Origin of the sequence: Undibacterium sp. Dicai25W, assembly GCF_049340505.1 — a bacterium.
GTDB classification, from domain to species: domain Bacteria; phylum Pseudomonadota; class Gammaproteobacteria; order Burkholderiales; family Burkholderiaceae_D; genus Undibacterium; species Undibacterium jejuense.
The window spans coordinates 615,057-636,158 of sequence record NZ_JBMPOQ010000001.1; the positions used below are offsets into that span (position 1 = coordinate 615,057).

Genomic DNA, 21,102 nt, shown 5'->3' on the forward strand with positions numbered 1-21,102 from the left:
TTTCAGACAATAAAAAAGCCACCTGCAAGCAGATGGCTGATGTACGATGTTTTTGAAAATGTGAGTAATTTACATTCTGACCAAGGTTGATTTACCAAACAAACTTTCAATCAGATCTACCGCCAGAATTGCGGTTTGATTGCGTAAATCCAGAGCAGGATTAAGCTCAACCAGATCCAGTGAAGCGAGTAAGCCAGTATCGGCAATCATTTCCATACACAATTGTGCTTCGCGATAAGTTGGGCCACCCAGTACCGCTGTACCTACGCCCGGCGCAATTGCAGGGTCCAGGCAATCCATATCAAAGCTCAAGTGCAAATGCGTATTGGAATCGATGCCAGCCAACGCTGAACTCATGACATTGCGCATGCCATACTCATCAATGTAACGCATGTCGTAGACTTGAATACCCATTTCATGAATGAATTTCTTTTCGCCAGCATCGACACTGCGGATGCCGATTTGGCGAATTTCATCTGGTTTCATGGCTGGTGTATGTCCGCCGTAAGAAATCAATTCTTTTGGGCCATGACCCATCAGGCAAGCAACGGGCATGCCGTGGATATTGCCAGTCGGGCTGATCGTCGATAAATTGCTGTCAGCATGCGCATCAAACCATAAGACGCGTAATTTTTTACCAACGCGACGGCAATGCTCAGCAACCGCACTGATAGAACCAATCGCCAGGCAATGATCGCCACCCAGCATCATAGGAATATGGCCATTTTGCAAAGCATTGTCGACGGCGTCATAAACAGCCTGATTCCAATCGATCGCTTCTTTCAGATGGCGCAAGCCATTGACCGGCTGCTCCCATGGATTTGCCGGACCATGTAGATTGCCGTGGTCGATAACTTTGAGATGACGGCCTTCAAGTGCTTCGTTCAGACCGGCTACTCGTAGTGCATCAGGCCCCATGCCTGCGCCTTTGACGCTGGCGCCAACATCTGTTGGCGCTCCAATTAAGGAAATGGTTTTCATTCTATGTGTAATTTCAGACTAGGTTATGCTGTTAAGCGTATTAAGCATGTATTGGCACTTTTGGTGCTAACGGTGTTTCTGGTGTTGCCGATATTGCCGATATTGCTGATGTTGCATTTTTTGTGTCGACGACGGGCTCACCCATTCCCATGCCAAACAAATCTTTTGGATTCATCATTTCTGGAATTAAATCCAGCATAGGCGAAGTTTTTTGCATGACAAATTTTTCCAGATAACGCATCGCAGAAAAATCTTCCAGTGCAAAACCGACAGAATCAAATACGGTGATTTGTTCTGCAGATGAGCGTCCAGTAGATTTTCCTTCAAGAATCGTCCACAGTTCGGTGACCTGGAAGTCTGCTGGCATTTGCTGCAATTCGCCTTCAATTCTCGATTGCGGTTCGTATTCAACCACAACATAAGCATTATTCAAAATATCTGCGTGTAACTCTGTTTTTCCAGGGCAGTCACCACCAACGCCGTTGATGTGCATGCCAGGTTCTATCATTTCTGGTGTCAGAATTGTGGCATTAGTTTTATCTGCTGTTACAGTGGTCACAATATCCACACCTTTGACTGCTTCTGCGATAGATGCGGCGCGTATCACACGTAAATTGGGGTAAGCGCGCAAATTATGAATCAATTTTTCAGTTGCTGCAGGATCAACGTCAAAAACACGGATTTCTTCTATGCCTAACATCGCGTGAAAGGCGACTGCCTGAAATTCACTTTGAGCACCGTTGCCGATCAGCGCCATACGTCGACTGTCTGGACGCGCCATGTATTTGGCTGCCAATGCTGACGTAGCCGCTGTGCGAATTGCTGTGGTTAGTGTTAATTCGGATAACAAACGTGGATAGCCTGTATCAACGTCGGCGAGAACACCAAATGCAGTCACAGTCAGCAAACCAGCCTGGGTATTTTTAGGGTGACCATTGACGTATTTGAATGAGTAGTTGGTGCCGTCAGAAATCGGCATTAATTCAATAACGCCGACGTCGGAGTGATTTGCCACGCGGGCGGATTTGTCAAAACTGCCCCAGCGCAAATAGTCTTCTTTAATCATCTCTGCCATGCGGGTGATGGCTGTTTCCGGCTTTACCTTACGTAAGTGGGCTTGCATTTCCTGTGTGCCAATATAGGTCACCATGATGTTCTCCGAATAGTTTGAATTAGCCTGGATGAAACTGATAAAAAAGTGCAAATTCAAAAAAGCTTTCATGCATTTGTTATCCATCCTGTAAAACCAGAACATCGTCAATGGACTTAGCCAGGCAATTAAAAAAAGAGGCATGTCCGGAAGCCGCTGCGAAATTTTTCCGCATTTCGCAAAAGCCTCAAGCACTAATGTGCTCATGGAAACGACGAGTTCTGATAACCATTGTAGCTACGCGACAGAATAATTAGATTGCTAAATTTGTTGTATTATCTGCAAATAGAGTAATTTAATTACTTAATTTAAATTATAAAGAATTTATATTTCATAATATCGTTATTGAATAAAATATCTTTAAATTGATTAATAAAGATTATGAGAAAATCAGAGCGGTTTCTGAATCTCGAATAACGATATTGATGATTAAAAACTCGAATTGTTATTTTTGAAGGTTGTCTTGCTGCAAATGGATCTAACGACTGTCTACGTCTTTTAGCGCGGCAGAAAAAAGGAATAAAAATGGATGCTTATGATTTAAGTATTTTGCGCTATCTACAAGATGATGGCCGTATGAGTAACCTGAACCTGGCGGAAAAAATTCATTTGTCTGCCCCGCAGACGCTGCGCCGCGTGAGGGTATTGGAAGAAAAGAAAATTATCCGTGGCTATGTTGCACAGGTCGCGCCTGAAGCACTTGGTTTGGGAGTGATGGCTTTTGTGAATTTATCTCTGGATAGAGAGCAGTTCAGAAACGTGCGTGAAGTTGAAAAGCAGTTGCGGGCTTTTCCTAACATCATCGAATGTCATACGATTTCTGGCGACTTTGACTATATTCTCAAAGTCGTTGCGGCTGATTTGAAAAGTTTATCGCAATTTTTGACTGATACCCTGATGCAAGTGCCAGGGGTGGCTTCACTGCGTTCTATGATTTGTATGGAGGAAGTCAAACCGGTATGTGGCTTGCCTATCGATTGAAATGCCGGATCTGAAGGATTTATACGCCTGCAGATCCGGAGCGCATCATCAAGCTTAGTGATGCGTAGTAATGCTTAGTGATAAATTGCGAAGCGCAGAGAGAATTTTTTGAAATGACGATAACTGGCACCAAGTTTATGCAAAGCATCTAAAGATTGTTCCAGCGATTCGCCTTCTTTTGTGAAATTTACACGGAATTCTTCAAACGCTGCTTCTAACACCGTCGCAAGTTGGTGATTGTAAATACGGCCGTAGTTCATCAAACGTCTTTTTGTGCGGAGTTTCATCATGCATCCTTTTTAAGTGAGGGGCGGATTATAGCTTTTTTAAAAAAAATGGCTGGCAAAGTTAAAAAGCACATTAACGCCAGCCGTAAATCATTTGTCCGGCTAGTAAATTTTTAAATGGTTTAAACACATCGATGGCGCCAAGGCTGATGCCAAGCAAAGATTGCGTGAATGAACCATCTGGCGAACTGGCAAATACTCGCGCCATGCTATCGGTAATCCGTATCGTCAATTGTCGGTCAGTTTGTCGTTGCTCGATAAACTGTGGTATTGCGGTGGTCAATTCAGTAGTCTGGCGACTCAAGCATTTCGCCAATGTATGCGCATCCCTCAGACCTAAATTTAAACCTTGACCTGCTACCGGGTGCAAGGTCTGCGCGGCATTTCCGATGCTGACTGTGCGTCCAGTTGAATCTGGCTGCGCATTCAAACCTAGTGGATAAGCGTTGCGTTTCGATATCTGTTGAAATTGCCCCAGTCGATGGCCAAATGCCACTTGCAACTCGGCGAGAAATGCCTGGTCGTCGAGTGCGATGAGTTTTTCTGCCATCGCAGGACGAGCACACCACACCAATGCGTAGCCATCTTCTTGTGGTAATAAAGCCAATGGCCCCTGATCGGTAAAACGTTCAAAAGCGCGTTGCGGTTGTGGCTGATCACAAGTGACATGCGCAATGATCGCGGTTTGTTGGTAGTCATGTCGCTGGTCACGTTGGGTCTGGTCAGCGAAGGTGCCGCCTTCCGCTTGCACCAGAATTTTGGTGGTGACGGTGGAATGGCTTCCCGTTTCTGTATGTTTGAGATTCACCACAACATGTTCTGCATTTTCTTCGATGTGACCGACGTAAAATGGTCTCAACATGTGAACTTGCGTCTGCGCCAATGCGTTCTGCATAGGGCTGATGATGTCACCATAACGCGCCACATATCCTAAGGCTGGCACGTCGTAATCATCTGCACGCATCAGACTGCGACCAAAATGCGAACGACGGGAAACATGAATTTCACGGATTGCACTCGCCTTGATTGGCCAGCTTCCGGCGCGCTGAAGAATTTGCTGACTGCCATAGGAAATCGCAATCGAACGTGCATCTTGTTCTGCCTGTGCTGCGGTTTTTGCGTCAAATAAAGCAATTTTTTCTGCGGGAAAACCTTGCCGGGATAACAGTAGTGCCAGTGCTTGTCCGACTGGGCCAGCACCACAAATAGCAATATCAAAGTCTGGAGTATTCATGCTGTATGTTGTTAACCGTGTTGCATCTCAGCTTCAACTTCTGCCACCGTTTTTGGTGTGTCGCGGCTGAGGTTCAAATGCCCATCGCTGGTGATCAGGATATCGTCTTCGATTCGTATGCCGATATTCCAGAACTCTTCAGGTACATGTTCCGCTGGTCGTACATAGATGCCAGGTTCTACGGTAATGACCATGCCTGCTTGTAAATACCGGTAGGGTTTTTCTTCGGCAATATTATGTGTTTCGCGATAAAGACCAACGTCATGTACATCGAGTCCCAGCCAATGTCCTGTGCCGTGCATATAAAACTGACGGTAGTCGAGGTTTGCAATTGCATCATCGACTGTGCCCACTTTGTGTTTGTCGAGTAAGCCCGTATCGAGCATGCCTTGCGTTAGTACACGCACTGCAGCATGGTGACCATCCATGTAGCGTGCACCAGGCTTGGCGTATTCCAGCGCCGCGTATTGTGACGCCAACACGATCTCATACAAGGTTTTTTGTGCATGGCTAAACTTGCCATTGACCGGAAAAGTGCGGGTAATATCGGATGCGTAGCTATCGAATTCACAGCCGGCATCAATCAAAACCAAATCGCCATCGTGGATTTTTTCCTGATTGCTTTGGTAGTGTAAAACGCAGGCGTTTGCACCAGCGGCAACGATAGAACCGTAGGCTGGTGATTGCGCGCCCTGACGACGGAATTCGTACAATAACTCAGCTTCCAATTCGTATTCAAATTGTCCTGCTCTGGCGGCGCGCATGGCTCTGGCGTGGGCTGCGCCGGAGATGCTGGCGGCACGCTGCATGCTTGCAATTTCAAGGCTGTCTTTAAATAGTCGCATCTCGTCAATCAGATAACGCACATCAACTGTGGTGCCTGGTACGTTGATGCCGGCGCGACTTTTTGCGCGTACTTCTTGCAACCATTGTTGAAGCTGGTTGTCCAGATGAGGTTCAGTGCCTGTACTATAAAATAGCTTGTGTGCATCGGCGAGAAAGCCTGGCATTTTTTCATTGATGTCATTGATCGCGTAGGCTTCATCAAAACCAAATTCGACTCGCGCTGCTTCCGGGCCAAATCGATAACCATCCCAGATTTCGCGCTCGATATTTTTTTCGCGACAAAATAAAATTGCTGATTGTTTATCGCCAGCAGCGATCAGAACGATCACTGCATCCGGTTCGGTAAAGCCGGACAAATAATAGAAATAGCTATCGTGCCTGAATGGAAAAGTGTTGTCGTTGTTACGAATGAGTTCGCGCGCTGTCGGGATGATAGCGACACCTCCGCCTTGCGCTTGCATCAAAGATAGCAGGTGTTGACGACGGGCAGAAAAATGGAGGTGTTTAGCCTGACTCATGGCTATCCTTTAACGAAATTCAGTGGTGCATTGAGCGCATTCAATTGCTCGGGTGTGCCGAGATTATGCCACTCTCCACGATACAGTTCGCCACCGATTCGGCCCACATCGATAAATTCGCGCATCAGCGGTGCCAGCTTTGCATGGTCGCCAGGACGAATGCTGGAAAACATTTCAGGGCGGTAGACGCCAATATTGGCGAAGGTGTGCCGTGGCGAGCCTTCGTTAGATAAACCCATCAAAGTCAGCGCAAAGTCACCTGTTGGATGAAAACCAGGATTTTTAACCATATACAACCAGGCAATATCGCGTTCCTGGTCAGGCAATGGATTTCCCCACGGGTCATTATCTTCGAGCGTATTTAAACATTCTTTGAAATCAAAATGCGGAATATAAATATCGGCTGACACCACAATAAATGGGTCAGAACCGAGTAAGGGCAAGGCTTTAGCAATACCGCCAGCGGTTTCTAGTGCGGTTTCTTCAGCTGAGTAGCTGATCTTTGCACCGAACTGACTACCGTCACCCAGTGTGTCGACGATCATATGTCCAAGATGGGCGTGGTTAATCACGATCTCGGTGATACCTGCTTTCACTAAATTCAAAATATGCCAGACAATCAATGGTCGTCCACGCACTTTCAATAAAGGTTTTGGGCAAGTGTCGGTCAATGGTCTCATGCGTTCACCGCGACCTGCCGCAAGTAACATTGCTTTCATATTACAAACCTCAGAACGTGTAGCCAACTTGGGGGGCAGTATTTTCCAGCTCGTCGAGCAGGCGTAACAGCGGCACTAACTCTTTGTAACGATGGCAAGTTTTGCGCACGTATTCCATAACTGTTGGAATATCTGCGAGGAAATTGTCTTTACCATCGCGGTGCGACAACCGGGTAAAAATACCTAAAATTTTGAGGTGGCGTTGTAAGCCCATCCATTCAAAATCACGGTAAAAACTATCAATGTCCGGTGCGACCGGCAAGCCAGCACGTTTCGCTTTTTCCCAGTAGCGTATCGCCCAGTCCAGCACCATTTCTTCGTCCCACTGGACATAAGCATCGCGTAACAACGACACCAGATCATAGGTGATAGGGCCGTAGACGGCATCCTGAAAATCAATAATGCCAGGATTTCCTTTGTCCATCCACATCAAATTGCGGGAGTGGAAGTCACGGTGTACGTACACTTGTGGTTGCGCTAGTGCGCTTGCCAGCAAATGGTCAAAAACTTTATCTAAAGTAGCGGTTTGCTTTTCATTGAGCGTCACGCCTAAATGCTTATTCACATACCATTCAGTGAATATATTCAATTCACGTAACAAGAACGCGCGGTCATATTCTGGCAGCACATCAGGCTGGCTTTGTGCTTGCATCAATACCAGAGCATCAATCGCGTCAAGGTAAAGTTTGTGTGCAGTGTCATGGTTTAACACATGGGCATAGGTATGCAAACCCAGATCGGTGACCAGTAAAAAACCTGCTTCCAGATTTTGTTCTAATACTTCCGGCACAGTGAGGTTAATACTTTTCAATAAATTCGCCATTTTGATGAACGCGGCAGAATTCTCAGTCACTGGCGGCGCATCCATGGCGATCAGACTGCGACCATCGTTCGTATCGATGCGGTAAAACTGGCGGAAACTGGCATCGGCGGACGCCGGACGCAGACTGTCGAGTTGCAGCGCGTGGTCAGAAAGGCCACCTAACCATTCTTTCAGAGCGGCACGGCGTTGTTCTTTTATCTCAGAAACGGCTGAGTTTGCAGGCGTGTTATCAGTAGATGGCATGGTAAATTTGATAATAGATTGAGTTTGTGCACACACTTCAGGTAGATTTAGCGGCATTTCACCTATAATAGGCGACTAATTTCTGGCGGATTGTCTGAATGATACCGTCCAATATGCTTGCCAAAACGCTCACTGACTACTGAATACATGCGCAGGAAACCCGTATTATCTCACTCACCGCTCTTGTTTCCTACTATCACCGCGATTGTCGTCTCGGTGCTGGTACCTGCTTTCTTTGCAAAGGCGCAGGCACAGACGATAAAAGAGTCGGAAGCAATCGCATCTCCGTTGAGCTCTGAAAACATGAGCACCTCAGATCAAGTACAAAAAACTGATCAGGCACAGGAGAATGATCCCTTTAGTTTTGAAGAGGATACAGCCTCGCGCCAAAAGAGTAAGCGAGACAAAAAGGAAGATCGAGATAAGCAAAAGCAAAAGCAGCGAGATGCGGATAAAGTTGCTCCCACAGTCGTTCAGTCCGAAAAAATGTATGGCCGTCCGGATAGGGACGCTCATTTTGAAGAAAATGTTGAGATCGTCAAGGGCAGCACTACCTTAACTGCGGATAAAGCAACCTATTTGTATCTTGAAGATGAGGTTGAAGCTGAAGGTAATGTGCGCATCCGTAAACAAGGCGATTGCTTCAACAGTGATACTGCACAGCTGCGTTTGGATTCGGGCATTGGTAATGTAAGTCGTGCTGACTATCATTTACTGGAATCGAACGCTCAGGGTAAAGCAGCAAAGATTGATTTTCTGGATACGGAACGTTCTATCGTTCATCAGGGAACTTATAGTACTTGCAACGGTGTTGATCCCGATTGGTATTTGCGTGCCGATACATTAAATCTGGATAGTGGGCTCGATACCGGGGTTGCAGGTAAGTCTGTACTGTATTTTATGGGAACGCCTATCCTGGCTTCACCAACACTGACTTTTCCTTTGTCTGGGGCTCGTCATTCCGGCTTTTTACCGCCGACAATTGGCGCGTCAACGGTAGGTGGCGCTGAATTTGGTTTGCCTTATTATTACAATATTGCACCAAACCGTGATTTAACTTTATATCCTAAAATCATTTCTCGCCGAGGCCTGCAATTAGGCGCCGACATGCGCTATCTGGGTGATACTTATCGCGGTGAAACTTCACTTGAAGGTTTGTCAGCGGATAAATTAACGAATAGCAGTCGCTATGCTGTGGCTTCGACGCATCAGCAATTGTTGACTCCAGCCTTGAATTTAACTTGGGACATTAATGTCGCATCTGATGATAACTACGCCTCAGACTTTTCGAATTCAATCACTAAAACCTCGCAGCGCCTATTACCTCGCAATATTAATGCATCTTATTCTGGTTCGTTCTGGAGTCTGAATGTCCTGGCAAGTAACTACCAGGTATTACAAGATCCAAACGATCCAATAGGTCGCCCATACGACCGGTTGCCGCAAATCCAGTTTCATGCGGGACAATACGATGTAAAAGGTTTCGATTGGTCGTTTGATGCAACCCTAACTCGTTTTTGGCACCCGACTTTGGAGCGAGGAAATCGCCTGGTGATCAATCCCCAGGTGTCTTTGCCGATTGTTGAGCCTGGTTATTTTGTGATTCCCAAATTGATGTTGCATGCGAATGCTTATCAGCTTACGAATCGGGATCCTGGTGACCCAACTAGTTTGCATAAAGTTGTTCCTACATTTTCTATGGATAGCGGCTTAGTGTTCGAGCGTCCGAGTACCTTATTTGGGCGCGATATCATACAAACCCTCGAGCCACGTTTATTCTATGTACGTACGCCATTTGTAGATCAGTCAACCCTGCCAAATTTTGATACTGCGGATGCTGATTTCAATTTTGCGCAGATATTTAGTGAGAATCGTTTTAGTGGTCAGGATTTGGTCGGAGATTCAAATCAAATCACTGCGGCATTGATTTCCCGATATATTGAGATGGATGGTCAAGAGCGTTTGAGGCTTGCAATTGGGCAACGTTTTTATTTCAATACACAGAAAGTGCTCATCGACGACACGATAACCCCAAGTCGTTCGGATTTGTTACTGGCTGCGACAGGGCAAGTTACGCGTAGTTTTGGTATGGATATGGCGCTGCAAGTCAGTCAGAGCACGCATCAATCGGTGAGGTCAACATATGGCATTCGTTGGCAACCCGAGCCGAAAAAAGTATTGAATTTGGCCTATCGTACGCAACGCGATACGCTTGAAGAAGTTGACATATCAGGGCAATGGCCAATGAGTAGACGTTGGTATGCGGTTGGCCGTACCAACTATTCGTTGATGGATAGGAAAGTAGTTGATGGATTGGTTGGTGTCGAATATAAGGCAGATTGTTGGGCATTGCGCTTCGTTGCACAGCGATTTGCTCTTACTAGCCTGAATAATAATACCGGTTTTTCAATTCAGCTTGAACTTGGTGGATTAGGAAGACTTGGGGTTGGGAATGATCCTATAGAAGCATTAAAACGTAACATTTCCGGTTATCAGCCGATTACTGAACGTTAATACGCGATGTGATCAGCCCAACAGAGTTTTCGTGAGGTGAGTTAGTGACTTGTTGAATAGCGATGCGCAAGCATGGTTGTTTGTGAAAACACCGCTAACGTGTATATTGCAACTTTTATGCCGCTTAAGCAGTCAATACTGCGGCTTTGCTCAAACAGTTTTTTAGATCATTATGCGACATTTATTGCACATGAAACAACGTACTCTTTTCTCTGTAGCGGCACTTTCTATAAGTTTGCTGGCGACACAATCCAGTTTTGCACAACAGGCTTCTGGCAACACGAGCGCATCGGCAAAATCACAAGCGGTCAATAGTATTGTGGTGGTCGTCAATGACGAAGTGATCACCAAGCAAGAATTAAATGAAAAACTGATTACCGTTGAACGTCGTTTGAAGGCGCAGGGTACGGCCTTGCCAGATCGTGCAGATTTACAAAAGCAATTGTTGGAACGCATGATCATTGACCGTGCACAATTACAGTTGGCAAAAGAAAACGGTATGCGCGTTGATGATGTGATGCTCGATCGTTCAATGCAGCGCATGGCCGAACAAAATAAAATGAACATGCAAGAATTTCGTAATCAAATTGAACGTGAAGGTACGTCCTACGCTCGCTTTCGCGAGGAGATTCGTGATGACATCATGATGCAGCGTGTACGTGATCGCGAGGTTGATAGCAAGATTCTGATTACCGAAAGCGAAGTCGATAATTTCCTGGCGGCCGAAGCGAATGCAAAAGCTGGAAAACAAGAGTTGAATCTTGCACATATTTTGATCCGTATTCCGGAAAACGCGAACGCTGATCAGATCGCCTTGCGCCGTAATCGTGCTGAAGAAGTGCTGCAAAAATTACGTGCAGGCGGTGATTTCGCCAAGCTGGCAGTGACTTATTCTGACAGCGCTGAAGCGCTCAAAGGTGGCGACTTGGGCTGGCGTGAACAGGATCGTTTGCCCCAATTATTTCTTGATGCTGTCAGCAAAATAAAGGCAGGAGAATTTACCGACATTATTCGCAGTCCGAATGGCTTTCATATTGTTAAATTGAATGGACAACGGGCATCTAACGATGTGAAGGCCGAGGCTGCCGTGGTTCAACAATCACATGTACGTCATATTTTGATGAAGCCAAATCAGATTATTTCTGAAGCAGAAGTTCTGCAAAAAATGCAGGATATGAAAAAGAAAATCGACAGCAAAGAAGCGACATTTGAAGACCTCGCAAAAGCGAATTCCGCTGATGGCTCCGCTGCTAAAGGTGGCGACTTAGGATGGATTTTCCCTGGCGATACCGTGCCTGAATTTGAACAAGCGATGAATAAGTTGGCGATCAATGAAGTAAGTGCGCCTGTAAAGTCGCCATTTGGCTACCACCTGATCCAGGTTTTAGAGCGCAAATCGGAAGATCAAACCAATGACCGTCAACGGATGGCTGCGCGCAATGCTCTGCGTGAACGCAAGTCAGACGAAGCATATCAAGACTGGTTGCGTGAATTGCGTGATCGTACTTACGTTGAATTCCGTACGGAAGATAAATAATGCCTGAATCGAGATTACCGGCCATTGCACTGACGGTAGGTGAGCCGGCAGGAATAGGGCCGGAAATCTCGATTCGTGCCGCTTGGTCTTTACGGCATGAAATCAGACCCGTGTTGATTGGTGATGCTGCCTATCTGGCAATGTTGGCCAATGAAATAGATCCGGCAATACAATTGATGGGCGTTTCTCTGGAAGCACTCAGAAATTACGGTTTATCAGCTACCGGAATTGATCGCATTACGGTCATAGATTGCCCACTCACTGCCCATGTGGTAGCCGGTCAACTCGACCCTCGTAATGGCAGAGCCGTTTTGCATACGCTGGATGTCGCAATAGAAAGTGTTCAACGAGGCTGGTGCGATGCCATCGTTACTGCACCATTGCAAAAAAGTACGATTAACGATGCTGGTGTGAGGTTCAGTGGGCATACTGAATATCTGGCAGAAAAGACGCAGACACCGCAAGTGGTCATGATGCTCGCCTGCGAAGCAAATGATCACCTGAAACAACCTTTGCGGGTTGCATTGGCTACCACACATTTAGCGTTAAAAGATGTACCAGCGGCGATCCGTTTCGATGATTTGTTGTGCACGCTGCAAATCATTGACACTGATTTGCGATACAAAATGGGAATTTCCCACCCCCGCATTTTAGTGACCGGACTCAACCCGCATGCGGGAGAAAACGGCTATCTGGGGCGAGAAGAAATTGATGTGATCACTCCTGTCATTGAACATGCAAAAAGCCTTGGTATAGAAGCAAGCGGCCCCTACCCAGCTGACACTTTGTTTCAGCCTAAATATCTGGAACATGCTGATTGTGTACTGGCGATGTATCACGATCAGGGTTTGAGCGTGCTTAAACATGCGAGTTTTGGATTGGGCGTCAATATCACTTTAGGTTTGCCGCTGATACGTACCTCGGTTGATCACGGAACAGCTTTAGATCTAGCGGCGCAAGGTCTTGGACATGCTGATATCAGTAGTATGCTGGTGGCAATTCGCGTTGCCGCTGAAATGGCAAAAAATAAGAAATAATCATGAAACATATTCCACGTAAACGTTTCGGCCAGAATTTTCTGACCGATCAATTGGTGTTGAGTCAAATCATTCGCGCCATCAACCCACGCGCTGGCGATACTATGGTCGAAATTGGCCCTGGCCTCGCTGCGATGACTAGCCTGCTTCTGGAAGGCGTACCACAGATGCATGTAGTGGAACTGGATCGCGATCTGGTCACGCGTCTGAAAAAGAGTTTTCCGGCAGACAAACTTATCATCCATGAAGGCGATGCGTTGAAATTTGATTTCAATACGATCCCAGTACCTGAAGGTAAAAAACTGCGTGTTGTTGGCAACTTACCGTATAACATTTCTAGCCCACTGTTATTTCATCTCGCCGAGATTGCCAATCAGGTCGAAGATCAACACTTCATGCTGCAAAAAGAAGTCGTTGAGCGCATGGTGGCGCCGCCAGGTAGCAAAACTTATGGCCGTTTATCTGTCATGTTGCAATGGCGTTATGAGATGGATTTATTGTTTGTCGTACCGCCTGAATCCTTTGATCCGCCGCCAAAAGTCGATTCTGCGATCGTACGCATGATCCCGAAAAAAGAAACCTTGCCGTGTGATCAAAAGAGTTTAGAAGCTGTCGTAACGAAGGCGTTTTCACAACGCCGTAAAGTGGTACGTAATTGTGTGGCAGGCATGTTTACTGAACAGCAGCTCATCGATGCAAGTGTTGATCCGCAAGCACGTCCAGAAACCATTCCGCTCGAACAATACGTTAATCTCGCACGTATTCTTCACACCGCGGCATAATTGAAGCAGCACTTTTTGATTCTACTATTTACGCTGATTTTCACACTATGAATATTACGCTGACCCCGGAATGGCAATCCTTGTTGCAACACCAGACTCGTCTGGAGCAAAAACACTTACGCGATTTATTTGCAGAAGATCCGCAACGTTTTAAACGCTTTTCAGCTGAGTTGGATGGTTTGCTCATTGATTATTCCAAGCAAAGAATAGATCAACCAGCTTTAGACGGCTTACTTGCATTGGCACGATTGTCAAATGTCGAAGCCTGGCGTGATCGCATGTTTTCCGGTGAAAAAATCAACATCAGCGAAGACCGCGCAGTATTGCACACTGCCTTGCGTAATATGGACTTTAAGCCATTTCCCAACGCCGAACATGACGTGATGCCGCAAGTGCGCGCCGTGCGTAAGCAAATGCGTGATATCGTTGAGCGCGTACGTAGCGGTTTGTGGCGCGGCTTCAAAGGTGACGCGATTCAAAATATCGTCAATATCGGTATTGGTGGTTCTGACCTCGGCCCGAAATTGGCAACGCGCGCTTTGTCAGCGATGCAGCACCCGAATCTGAATTTTTATTATGTCTCGAATTTGGATAGTGCACATCTTGCGCCCTTGTTAGAAGAGCTTGACCCGCGCACGACCCTATTTATCGTTGCATCTAAGACCTTTACTACTCAAGAAACCAGCATTAATGCGCACACAGCGCGTACCTGGTTGATGGCAGCCGCGATGGAAGAATGGGCAATCGGCAAACACTTTATTGCGGTCACTTCCAGTCCCGATAAAGCTCGTGAATTCGGTATTCCTGACACGAATATTCTGACCATCTGGGACTGGGTTGGTGGCCGTTATTCTTTGTGGTCGGCGGTTGGTTTGTCCGTTGCCTTAGCAATAGGAATGAGTGGTTTTGAGCGCATGTTGCAAGGCGCAGAAACCATGGACAAGCACTTTTGTGCGACGCCGCTCGAACATAATCTACCTGTATTAATGGCGTTGATCTCGGTTTGGAACACTAATTTCCTGGGGGCGGAAACGACGGCGATTTTGCCGTATAACGAATCTATTCGTCACTTGCCTGCATTTTTGCAGCAACTGGAAATGGAGTCTAACGGTAAAACAGTAGGCCGCAATGGTGAGCCTTTGACTTGTCGCGCCAATCCTATCGTTTGGGGTGAAATTGGCGTCAACGGCCAGCATGCCTTCTTCCAATTATTGCATCAAGGCGGCTGGTTGATTCCATGTGATTTCGTGGTCGCTGCATCCAGTGATCATCCATTACCAGGTCATCAGGCACCTTTGCTTGCGAACTGTCTGGCGCAAAGTGCCGCTTTAGCGTTTGGTAAAACAGAAGCACAAGCGCGTGAAGAACTGACCAATGCGGGTTTAAACGAAGCCCAAATTGCTACCCTGTTGCCGCATAAGGTTTTCGCAGGTAATCAACCATCCACGACGATTTTGATGCCAGCTCTTGACCCATTTCAACTTGGCATGTTGCTGACATTGTATGAGCACAAAGTGTTTGTACAAGGCGTTATCTGGGGCATTAACTCATTTGATCAATGGGGGGTGGAACTTGGCAAACAATTGGCAAACCGCCTGTTACCAGCAATTCTCGGTAACCAGGATTACGACGCCCAACTTGATACTTCTACCAGTGGCTTGATTGCTTATTTCCGCCGCCACGGTCACGTGTGATCTACCATATTGAGGATAACTTGAAACGTCCAAGTTATCCTCACTGCATTATTTTATTTTACCCATTAGTTTTTCTTTGTCGGTTCACGGGTATGGGCTGATTTTTTAAGCGCTTCCATAAATGTAAAATATCGTGTCTCATCATTTATCCATGTAAGGCGCGGATTGTCCTGGAGTATTATTGCCTTCCATCATTAACTTTTCTCCAGGCATCAGTTTTATTATGTGGACAATGATTTTTTCTTGCTTGGCGTTGCTATTTATTTTGAGTTTGGTTTTTTTGATGAAAGTCATGAACACAAGTGCCCGTGAGTCCGATAACAGTGCAGACACCAAAAAACTACCACTTAAAATTGATCGTTGATCTATTTTAAGTGGTACTGAGCGTTAAACACTTGTTTGCTTTTATGTATACCTTGCACCGGTTATTGATTGCAATTTTGTCCGGTGCAAATATCTTATATATCCTGTTAGAGCGTAACGTCTGAACTTCGTTGTATCAATTCGATTTTATAACCATCGGGATCCTGCACAAAAGCGATGATGGTTTTTCCGCCTTTCACTGGACCAGCTTCGCGCGTCACGTTGCCACCACGTTCCTTGACTGCAGTACACGCTGCCTCTGCATCAGGTACTGCAATCGCAATGTGACCGTAGGCCGTACCCATATCGTATTGCTCTACGCCATAGTTGTAGGTCAGTTCCAATTCTGCGTGTTCAGGGTTGCTGCCATAGCCCAAAAAAGCCAGTGTATATTTATATTCTGGATTATCAGATTGGCGCAGCAAATGCATACCCAATACTTTGGTATAGAAATCGATAGAGCGCTGCAGATTACCGACGCGTAGCATGGTGTGTAAAATTCTCATGGTTTTTTCCTTGGTGTTTGGTGTTGTTGCGATCAGGTATTGAGGTTTGCACAATTTTGTATACCACTCGCATTTTTACATATTCTGGAAATCTGTGTTTTATTACGGTAGGACGGGGCCGCCCCGCGCTGTGATCGCTGATGATGTGATTGGCGGATTGCACCCGCCTTGAAAATGAATGGATAATTAAAAATTCGGCAAATCCGTCGTCGCATGTTGTCGCAACTGGCGGCGGGCGATGTCGAAATCAGGGAAGATGGATTCTACGGTCGCCCAAAAGCGTGGGCTGTGGTTCATTTCTTTTAAATGTGCCAATTCGTGCGCAATCACATAGTCAATAATCAGCGGTGAAAAATGAATCAGGCGCCAATTTAAACGGATTTTTCCTTGCGAGGTACATGAGCCCCAACGTGTTGTTGCGGCCGATAGCGACACGCTGTGATAGTGTACATTGAGCTTTTCTGCATACCCGGGCAAGCGTTCGTTAAATTCGCGCTTTGCTTGTTGCTGTAACCAATTGCGGATCAAGTCTTTTAATTGTTGTTCGCTGGCATCCACTGGCAGACGCACGTGTAGTTCATTTGTCTCTGAATCAAAATGGGCACCGGTGTTGAGAACGTTCAAAACGCGGACAACAATCTCATTGCCCAGATAAGCCAACTTCGCTCCATCACCCCATACCATGACTGGTTCGCGCTTACCCAAAGTACGTTCGTGTCGCTCGCTGAGTTTGCGTAAAATCCAGTTTTGCTTTTCATGAATAGCGGACTCGATGGCGGGAATGGTAACCCAGCGAGGGGCTGTAATGCGTAAGCCTTCATCATTGATTAAGAAGCCAATGCTACGGCGCTTGGATCGTTGTAGATTATATTCAAGCACTGTGCCATTAATGAGAATACGGCGATGATTGCCAGCGTTAGTCTTATCCTGCGGAGGTGCTAATGGTAGCGATGGCCGTGACGAATGTTGGTCATCATTTTTGCTTGTCGGGGGTGCTATTGGTTTTGGCGTTGGTGATGGTAATTCAGGCGCTTCTGGCTTGGCTTTACGGCGTTCCGGTAATAAAAAATCGCTGAATAAATCCAGTTGTAATGCGAGTTGTATGGCTTTTACGATGGATGGCATACGCAGTTCAATTCAGACTGACAATCAGGATTTTTATCGTGGACGTGGACGGAATTTTTATAGGGAGATTTTAAATTCAGCTATGCATACTGTATCTCAAGTCAGAGAATGCTGCACGAGGATGAACGATGTCGCTTGGGGATGCGTATAGATTTTTTTGATAACGAAGAAACTTGCGAAAATTAAACCTGAAGCTCAAAAACGGGGCGGCAATAGTTTAATTTTCGCTCTGAAAGTATTATTAATAAAGGCTTACTTTATTTTTCTGAGCCGTCAGCATTATAGGCATGTGGAGAAATCACACGCATTTCGGCTTCTATCCATGCCTCGACTTTTTGCATTAAATCGAAAGGATTTTCGCCTTCTGATGAAATAGGCTTCCCGACGGAAATAGTAACGGTTCCTGGACGTTTGATAAAAGAATTTTTCGGCCAGCATTCACCGGAGTTTAAAGCGATGGGAACAACTTGTGTGTTTGTTTCTACAGCCAGTCTGGCGCCACCACCTTTATAGCTGCCTTTTTTACCAACCGCAATGCGAGTGCCTTCAGGAAACATGATGATCCATTGTCCGTCCGCAAGGCGCTTTTTACCGTGAACAACGACTTGTGCAAACGCATCTTTACCTTTGCTGCGATCAATCGGGATCATGCGCAGCAAAGAAATTGCCCAGCCAAAAAAGGGAATGTAGGTGATTTCTTTTTTAAATACAAACACCAGAGGGCGAGGTGTCGCCATCAATAAAAAAATGGTTTCCCACGCAGATTGGTGCTTGGACAAAATGATCGCTGGCGCATCAGGAAAATTTTCAAAACCTTTAAATTGGTAATGAATGCCACACACGACTTTTGCAGCCCAGATGATAAAGACATTCCAGCGTGCCGTGATGTAATAGCGTTGGTTATACGGCAGAAATGCAAACAGCATGCTGATCGGCGCCCAAACGACGGTGGCAACGATCATCAGCAGTAAAAAGATGAAAGAACGAATAAACGGTATTACATTACGCATGAAGTCTCCAGGTCAGAAATGATTGCTATCTATCTTATTTTTATTTTAGTTTATAGCATTAAACGGCAAAATTAAGTTCGGCTTGCAGGGAATTGCTCAGCAATTGATCTACCATCGCTTCCAGATTCGGATAAATCTGTGTTCCGGGCGGTAAGCCGCCTTTCTCTTGCGTCTTAATACCTTTACCAGTCAATACCAGATGCGGTACGCAACCCATCATGAAACCAGATTGCAAATCACGTAATGAGTCACCCACGCTATGTATGCCTTTGAGGTTGATATCATAGCGGCGACTGATCTCATGCAACATTCCAGGTTTAGGCTTGCGGCAGTCACAATTGTCATCGGCAGTATGCGGGCAGAAAAATACGGCATCGATGGTGGCACCAACTTGTTGTGCTGCCGTGTGCATTTTTTGATGAATCGCATTTAAGGTGGCCATATCAAATAACTTACGACCAATGCCAGATTGATTCGTCGCGACCACCACAGTATAGCCCGCCTGGTTCAGGCGGGCGATGGCTTGTAATGAGCCAGGAATGGGAATCCACTCAGTAGGTGATTTGATGAACGCATCCGAATCCTGATTGATGACGCCATCACGATCAAGAATAATGAGTTTCATGCCATGTCCTTTCTCAGCCATCATCACGTTATGCCGCGAGTTTAGAAATGTCAGCGACTTGATTGAGCATCACGTGCAAACTTGCCAGCAATGCCAGGCGGTTATGACGTAAAGCCAGATCGTCGGCATTGACCATCACATCGTTAAAGAAGTTATCTACTTCAGTACGTAAGGCTGCCAGCGTTTTTAACGCTCCGGTAAAGTCACCGCTACTAAATGCAGCATCCACTTGCGGTTTAACATTCGCCATTGCGTTGGCAAGTGCTTGTTCTGGTGCCTCAACTAACAATGCCGGGCTAACGCTGGTTGGAACACTGTCTGCTTTCTTCAGAATGTTAGTGATGCGCTTGTTCGCCGCAGCCAGAGAGACAGATTCTGGCAAGGCGGCGAAGGCTTGCACTGCTTGCAAGCGTTCAACGATATTGTCCAGCGTGTCCGGATTTTGTGCGACCACGGCTTCTACTTCGTTCTGTGCAAAACCACGTTCACGCAATTGTCCGCGTAGACGATCAAACAAGAAAGTGAGTACGTCCGCAGATGGATCTTTGAAATTCGCATTGCCAGCAAACAGGGCAACTGCATTAGCCAACAAACCCGACAGAGATAGTGGCAAACGCTTTTCTACCAACATACGCAAAATGCCGAGTGCATGGCGACGCAAGGCGAACGGATCGCGATCACCAGTTGGTTGCAAACCGATGCCCCAGATACCGACCAGCGTTTCTAATTTATCAGCCAGTGCAACGGCCGTACCGGTCATGGTTGAAGGTAATGCATCACCCGCAAAACGTGGTTGGTAATGTTCTGACGCTGCAGCTGCGACATCCGCGTGTTCGCCGTCATGTTGCGCGTAGTAAGTGCCCATGATGCCTTGCAGCTCCGGGAATTCGCCGACCATGTCGGTCAGCAAGTCTGTCTTCGCCAGCAAGGCTGCGCGTTCAGCTAATGCGATATCTGCGTGCAAGTTGGCAGCAATTTTACCGGCCAATGTCTTTACGCGTTCGGTACGTTCAGCCTGACTGCCAAGTTTATTGTGATAAACGACATTAGCTAACATTGGTAAGCGTGATTCCAGTGTTTTTTTCTTGTCTTGCTCAAAGAAAAATTTTGCATCCGACAGACGTGGACGAACGACGCGTTCATTGCCTTGAATGATGTGTTGCGGATCGCTGGTTTCCAGATTCGAGACGATTAAGAAACGTGAACGCAGTTTGCCATTGGCATCGGTCAGCGCAAAATATTTCTGATTGGTCTGCATCGTCAGGATCAGGCATTCCTGCGGCACCGCCAAAAATTCTTGTTCAAAATGGCATTCGTAAACCACTGGCCATTCGACCAAGGCAGTCACTTCATCCAGCAAAGATTCTGGCATCAATACCAAATCAGCACCCGCTTTTTGCAACAAGGCAGTGCGGATTTGTTCTTTACGTTCTGTCACGCTGGCAACCACTTTGCCTTCCGTTTTTAAGGCGCTTGCATAATCATCTGCGTGAGCAATGCTGACCTTGCCAGCGGATAAAAAGCGATGACCCTGGGTAACGCGATCACTGTGTAAGCCAAGCAAAGATAGCGGCACGATATCGTTACCATGTAAAGCGATGACGCTATGCACAGGGCGAACGAAGTGTACGGTCTCGCCATCAGGACGTTGATAGCTCATGACCTTCGGAATTGGTAATTTGCTGATCGATTCTTCTACTGCCGCTTGCAAAGCAGGTGCTAAGGCAGAACCTGGTGCTGTGTGGTTGTAGAAGAAGCTTTCTGCTTTGCCATCAATCGCGCGTTCCAGATCGCTGATTTGTAAATGAGGGAAACCCATCGCCGCCAATTTTTTGCTCAATGGCGCCGTTGCGTTGCCATCGGCATCCATGGCCACGCTGACTGGCAATACTTTGTCGCGCATCAGCTTATCTGGTGATGTGGCGCGTACTTTACTGATGCTCACTGCCAGACGACGTGGTGAAGCATAACTCGTGGCTACCGATTCAGCATCTAAGAAATCACGTGATTTCAAACCGGCGACAATGCCAGCAGCAAAGGCTTCGCCTAATTTTGCCAGTGCTTTTGGTGGTAGCTCTTCGGTAAATAATTCAACTAATAAGGTGTGATTCATTTTTAAAATCCAGT

The 21,102-nt window shown here is 46.4% G+C and carries 19 protein-coding genes; 6 read left to right on the plus strand and 13 right to left on the minus strand.

Translation table 11 applies throughout. The features are described from left to right. Positions 1-69 precede the first annotated feature (69 nt). Complete coding sequence (gene rocF / locus ACO0KY_RS02915; RefSeq protein ID WP_423044048.1) at positions 70-981, minus strand: arginase; 912 nt, start codon at positions 979-981, stop codon at positions 70-72. Between the two features lie 40 nt (positions 982-1,021). Then, complete coding sequence (locus ACO0KY_RS02920; protein ID WP_186910972.1) at positions 1,022-2,131, minus strand: ornithine cyclodeaminase; 1,110 nt, start codon at positions 2,129-2,131, stop codon at positions 1,022-1,024. Between the two features lie 525 nt (positions 2,132-2,656). Here ACO0KY_RS02920 and ACO0KY_RS02925 point away from each other — a divergent pair. After that, positions 2,657-3,112, plus strand: coding sequence for an Lrp/AsnC family transcriptional regulator (locus tag ACO0KY_RS02925; protein WP_186910971.1), 456 nt, complete (start codon positions 2,657-2,659; stop codon positions 3,110-3,112). 74 nt (positions 3,113-3,186) lie between these two features. On the opposite strand, the gene ACO0KY_RS02930 is transcribed toward ACO0KY_RS02925, so the two are convergent. The 5 genes from ACO0KY_RS02930 to ACO0KY_RS02950 form a co-directional block, all read right to left on the minus strand. Next, entirely contained in the window at positions 3,187-3,399 is a 213-nt protein-coding gene (locus tag ACO0KY_RS02930) for a hypothetical protein (RefSeq protein WP_186910970.1), read from the minus strand. Positions 3,400-3,472: 73 nt separating this feature from the next. Then, positions 3,473-4,633: a UbiH/UbiF/VisC/COQ6 family ubiquinone biosynthesis hydroxylase gene (locus ACO0KY_RS02935; RefSeq protein WP_423044051.1), complete on the minus strand. Its 1,161-nt coding sequence runs from the start codon at positions 4,631-4,633 to the stop codon at positions 3,473-3,475. An 11-nt stretch (positions 4,634-4,644) separates the two neighbouring features. After that, complete coding sequence (locus tag ACO0KY_RS02940) at positions 4,645-5,997, minus strand: aminopeptidase P N-terminal domain-containing protein (RefSeq protein WP_423044053.1); 1,353 nt, start codon at positions 5,995-5,997, stop codon at positions 4,645-4,647. A 2-nt stretch (positions 5,998-5,999) separates the two neighbouring features. Then, complete coding sequence (gene murU, locus ACO0KY_RS02945) at positions 6,000-6,716, minus strand: N-acetylmuramate alpha-1-phosphate uridylyltransferase MurU (protein WP_423044055.1); 717 nt, start codon at positions 6,714-6,716, stop codon at positions 6,000-6,002. A gap of 10 nt (positions 6,717-6,726) precedes the next feature. Further along, on the minus strand, positions 6,727-7,782 hold the full coding sequence (locus ACO0KY_RS02950; protein WP_423044057.1) for an aminoglycoside phosphotransferase family protein: 1,056 nt from the start codon (positions 7,780-7,782) through the stop codon (positions 6,727-6,729). 183 nt (positions 7,783-7,965) lie between these two features. On the opposite strand from ACO0KY_RS02950, the gene ACO0KY_RS02955 reads away from it, so the two are divergent. The 5 genes from ACO0KY_RS02955 (at position 7,966) to pgi (ending at position 15,346) form a co-directional block, all read left to right on the plus strand. Further along, on the plus strand, positions 7,966-10,296 hold the full coding sequence (locus ACO0KY_RS02955; RefSeq protein WP_423044059.1) for an LPS-assembly protein LptD: 2,331 nt from the start codon (positions 7,966-7,968) through the stop codon (positions 10,294-10,296). Positions 10,297-10,486: 190 nt separating this feature from the next. Continuing rightward, positions 10,487-11,833 carry a peptidylprolyl isomerase gene (locus ACO0KY_RS02960; RefSeq protein WP_423044061.1) on the plus strand — a complete coding sequence of 449 codons (1,347 nt, stop codon included), beginning with the start codon at positions 10,487-10,489 and terminating at the stop codon, positions 11,831-11,833. Next, positions 11,833-12,870, plus strand: a complete 1,038-nt coding sequence (gene pdxA, locus ACO0KY_RS02965) for a 4-hydroxythreonine-4-phosphate dehydrogenase PdxA (protein ID WP_423044063.1) — start codon at positions 11,833-11,835, stop codon at positions 12,868-12,870. The genes ACO0KY_RS02960 and pdxA overlap by 1 nt, the downstream gene beginning before the upstream one ends. 2 nt (positions 12,871-12,872) lie before the next feature. After that, complete coding sequence (gene rsmA, locus ACO0KY_RS02970) at positions 12,873-13,652, plus strand: 16S rRNA (adenine(1518)-N(6)/adenine(1519)-N(6))-dimethyltransferase RsmA (protein WP_423044065.1); 780 nt, start codon at positions 12,873-12,875, stop codon at positions 13,650-13,652. Positions 13,653-13,699: 47 nt separating this feature from the next. Next, positions 13,700-15,346, plus strand: a complete 1,647-nt coding sequence (pgi, locus tag ACO0KY_RS02975; RefSeq protein WP_423044067.1) for a glucose-6-phosphate isomerase — start codon at positions 13,700-13,702, stop codon at positions 15,344-15,346. Positions 15,347-15,487: 141 nt separating this feature from the next. Here pgi and ACO0KY_RS02980 read toward each other — a convergent pair whose 3' ends face one another. From ACO0KY_RS02980 to glyS, 6 genes are all read right to left on the minus strand, one after another. Further along, the gene (locus tag ACO0KY_RS02980; RefSeq protein ID WP_423044069.1) at positions 15,488-15,640 is read right to left on the minus strand and encodes a hypothetical protein; all 153 of its coding nucleotides are present in this window, start codon (positions 15,638-15,640) and stop codon (positions 15,488-15,490) included. 176 nt (positions 15,641-15,816) lie between these two features. Continuing rightward, complete coding sequence (gene gloA / locus ACO0KY_RS02985; protein WP_222612999.1) at positions 15,817-16,215, minus strand: lactoylglutathione lyase; 399 nt, start codon at positions 16,213-16,215, stop codon at positions 15,817-15,819. 186 nt (positions 16,216-16,401) lie between these two features. Then, on the minus strand, positions 16,402-17,340 hold the full coding sequence (locus tag ACO0KY_RS02990) for a YgjP-like metallopeptidase domain-containing protein (protein WP_423044071.1): 939 nt from the start codon (positions 17,338-17,340) through the stop codon (positions 16,402-16,404). Positions 17,341-17,597: 257 nt separating this feature from the next. After that, positions 17,598-18,350 (minus strand): lysophospholipid acyltransferase family protein, encoded by a 753-nt coding sequence (locus tag ACO0KY_RS02995; RefSeq protein WP_422994467.1) that lies wholly within the window; start codon positions 18,348-18,350, stop codon positions 17,598-17,600. Between the two features lie 58 nt (positions 18,351-18,408). Continuing rightward, positions 18,409-18,975 carry a D-glycero-beta-D-manno-heptose 1,7-bisphosphate 7-phosphatase gene (gene gmhB / locus ACO0KY_RS03000; protein WP_423044073.1) on the minus strand — a complete coding sequence of 189 codons (567 nt, stop codon included), beginning with the start codon at positions 18,973-18,975 and terminating at the stop codon, positions 18,409-18,411. A 28-nt stretch (positions 18,976-19,003) separates the two neighbouring features. Further along, a complete protein-coding gene (gene glyS, locus ACO0KY_RS03005; protein ID WP_423044075.1) occupies positions 19,004-21,088 on the minus strand; it encodes a glycine--tRNA ligase subunit beta in 2,085 nt (694 codons plus the stop codon). Positions 21,089-21,102 lie beyond the last annotated feature (14 nt).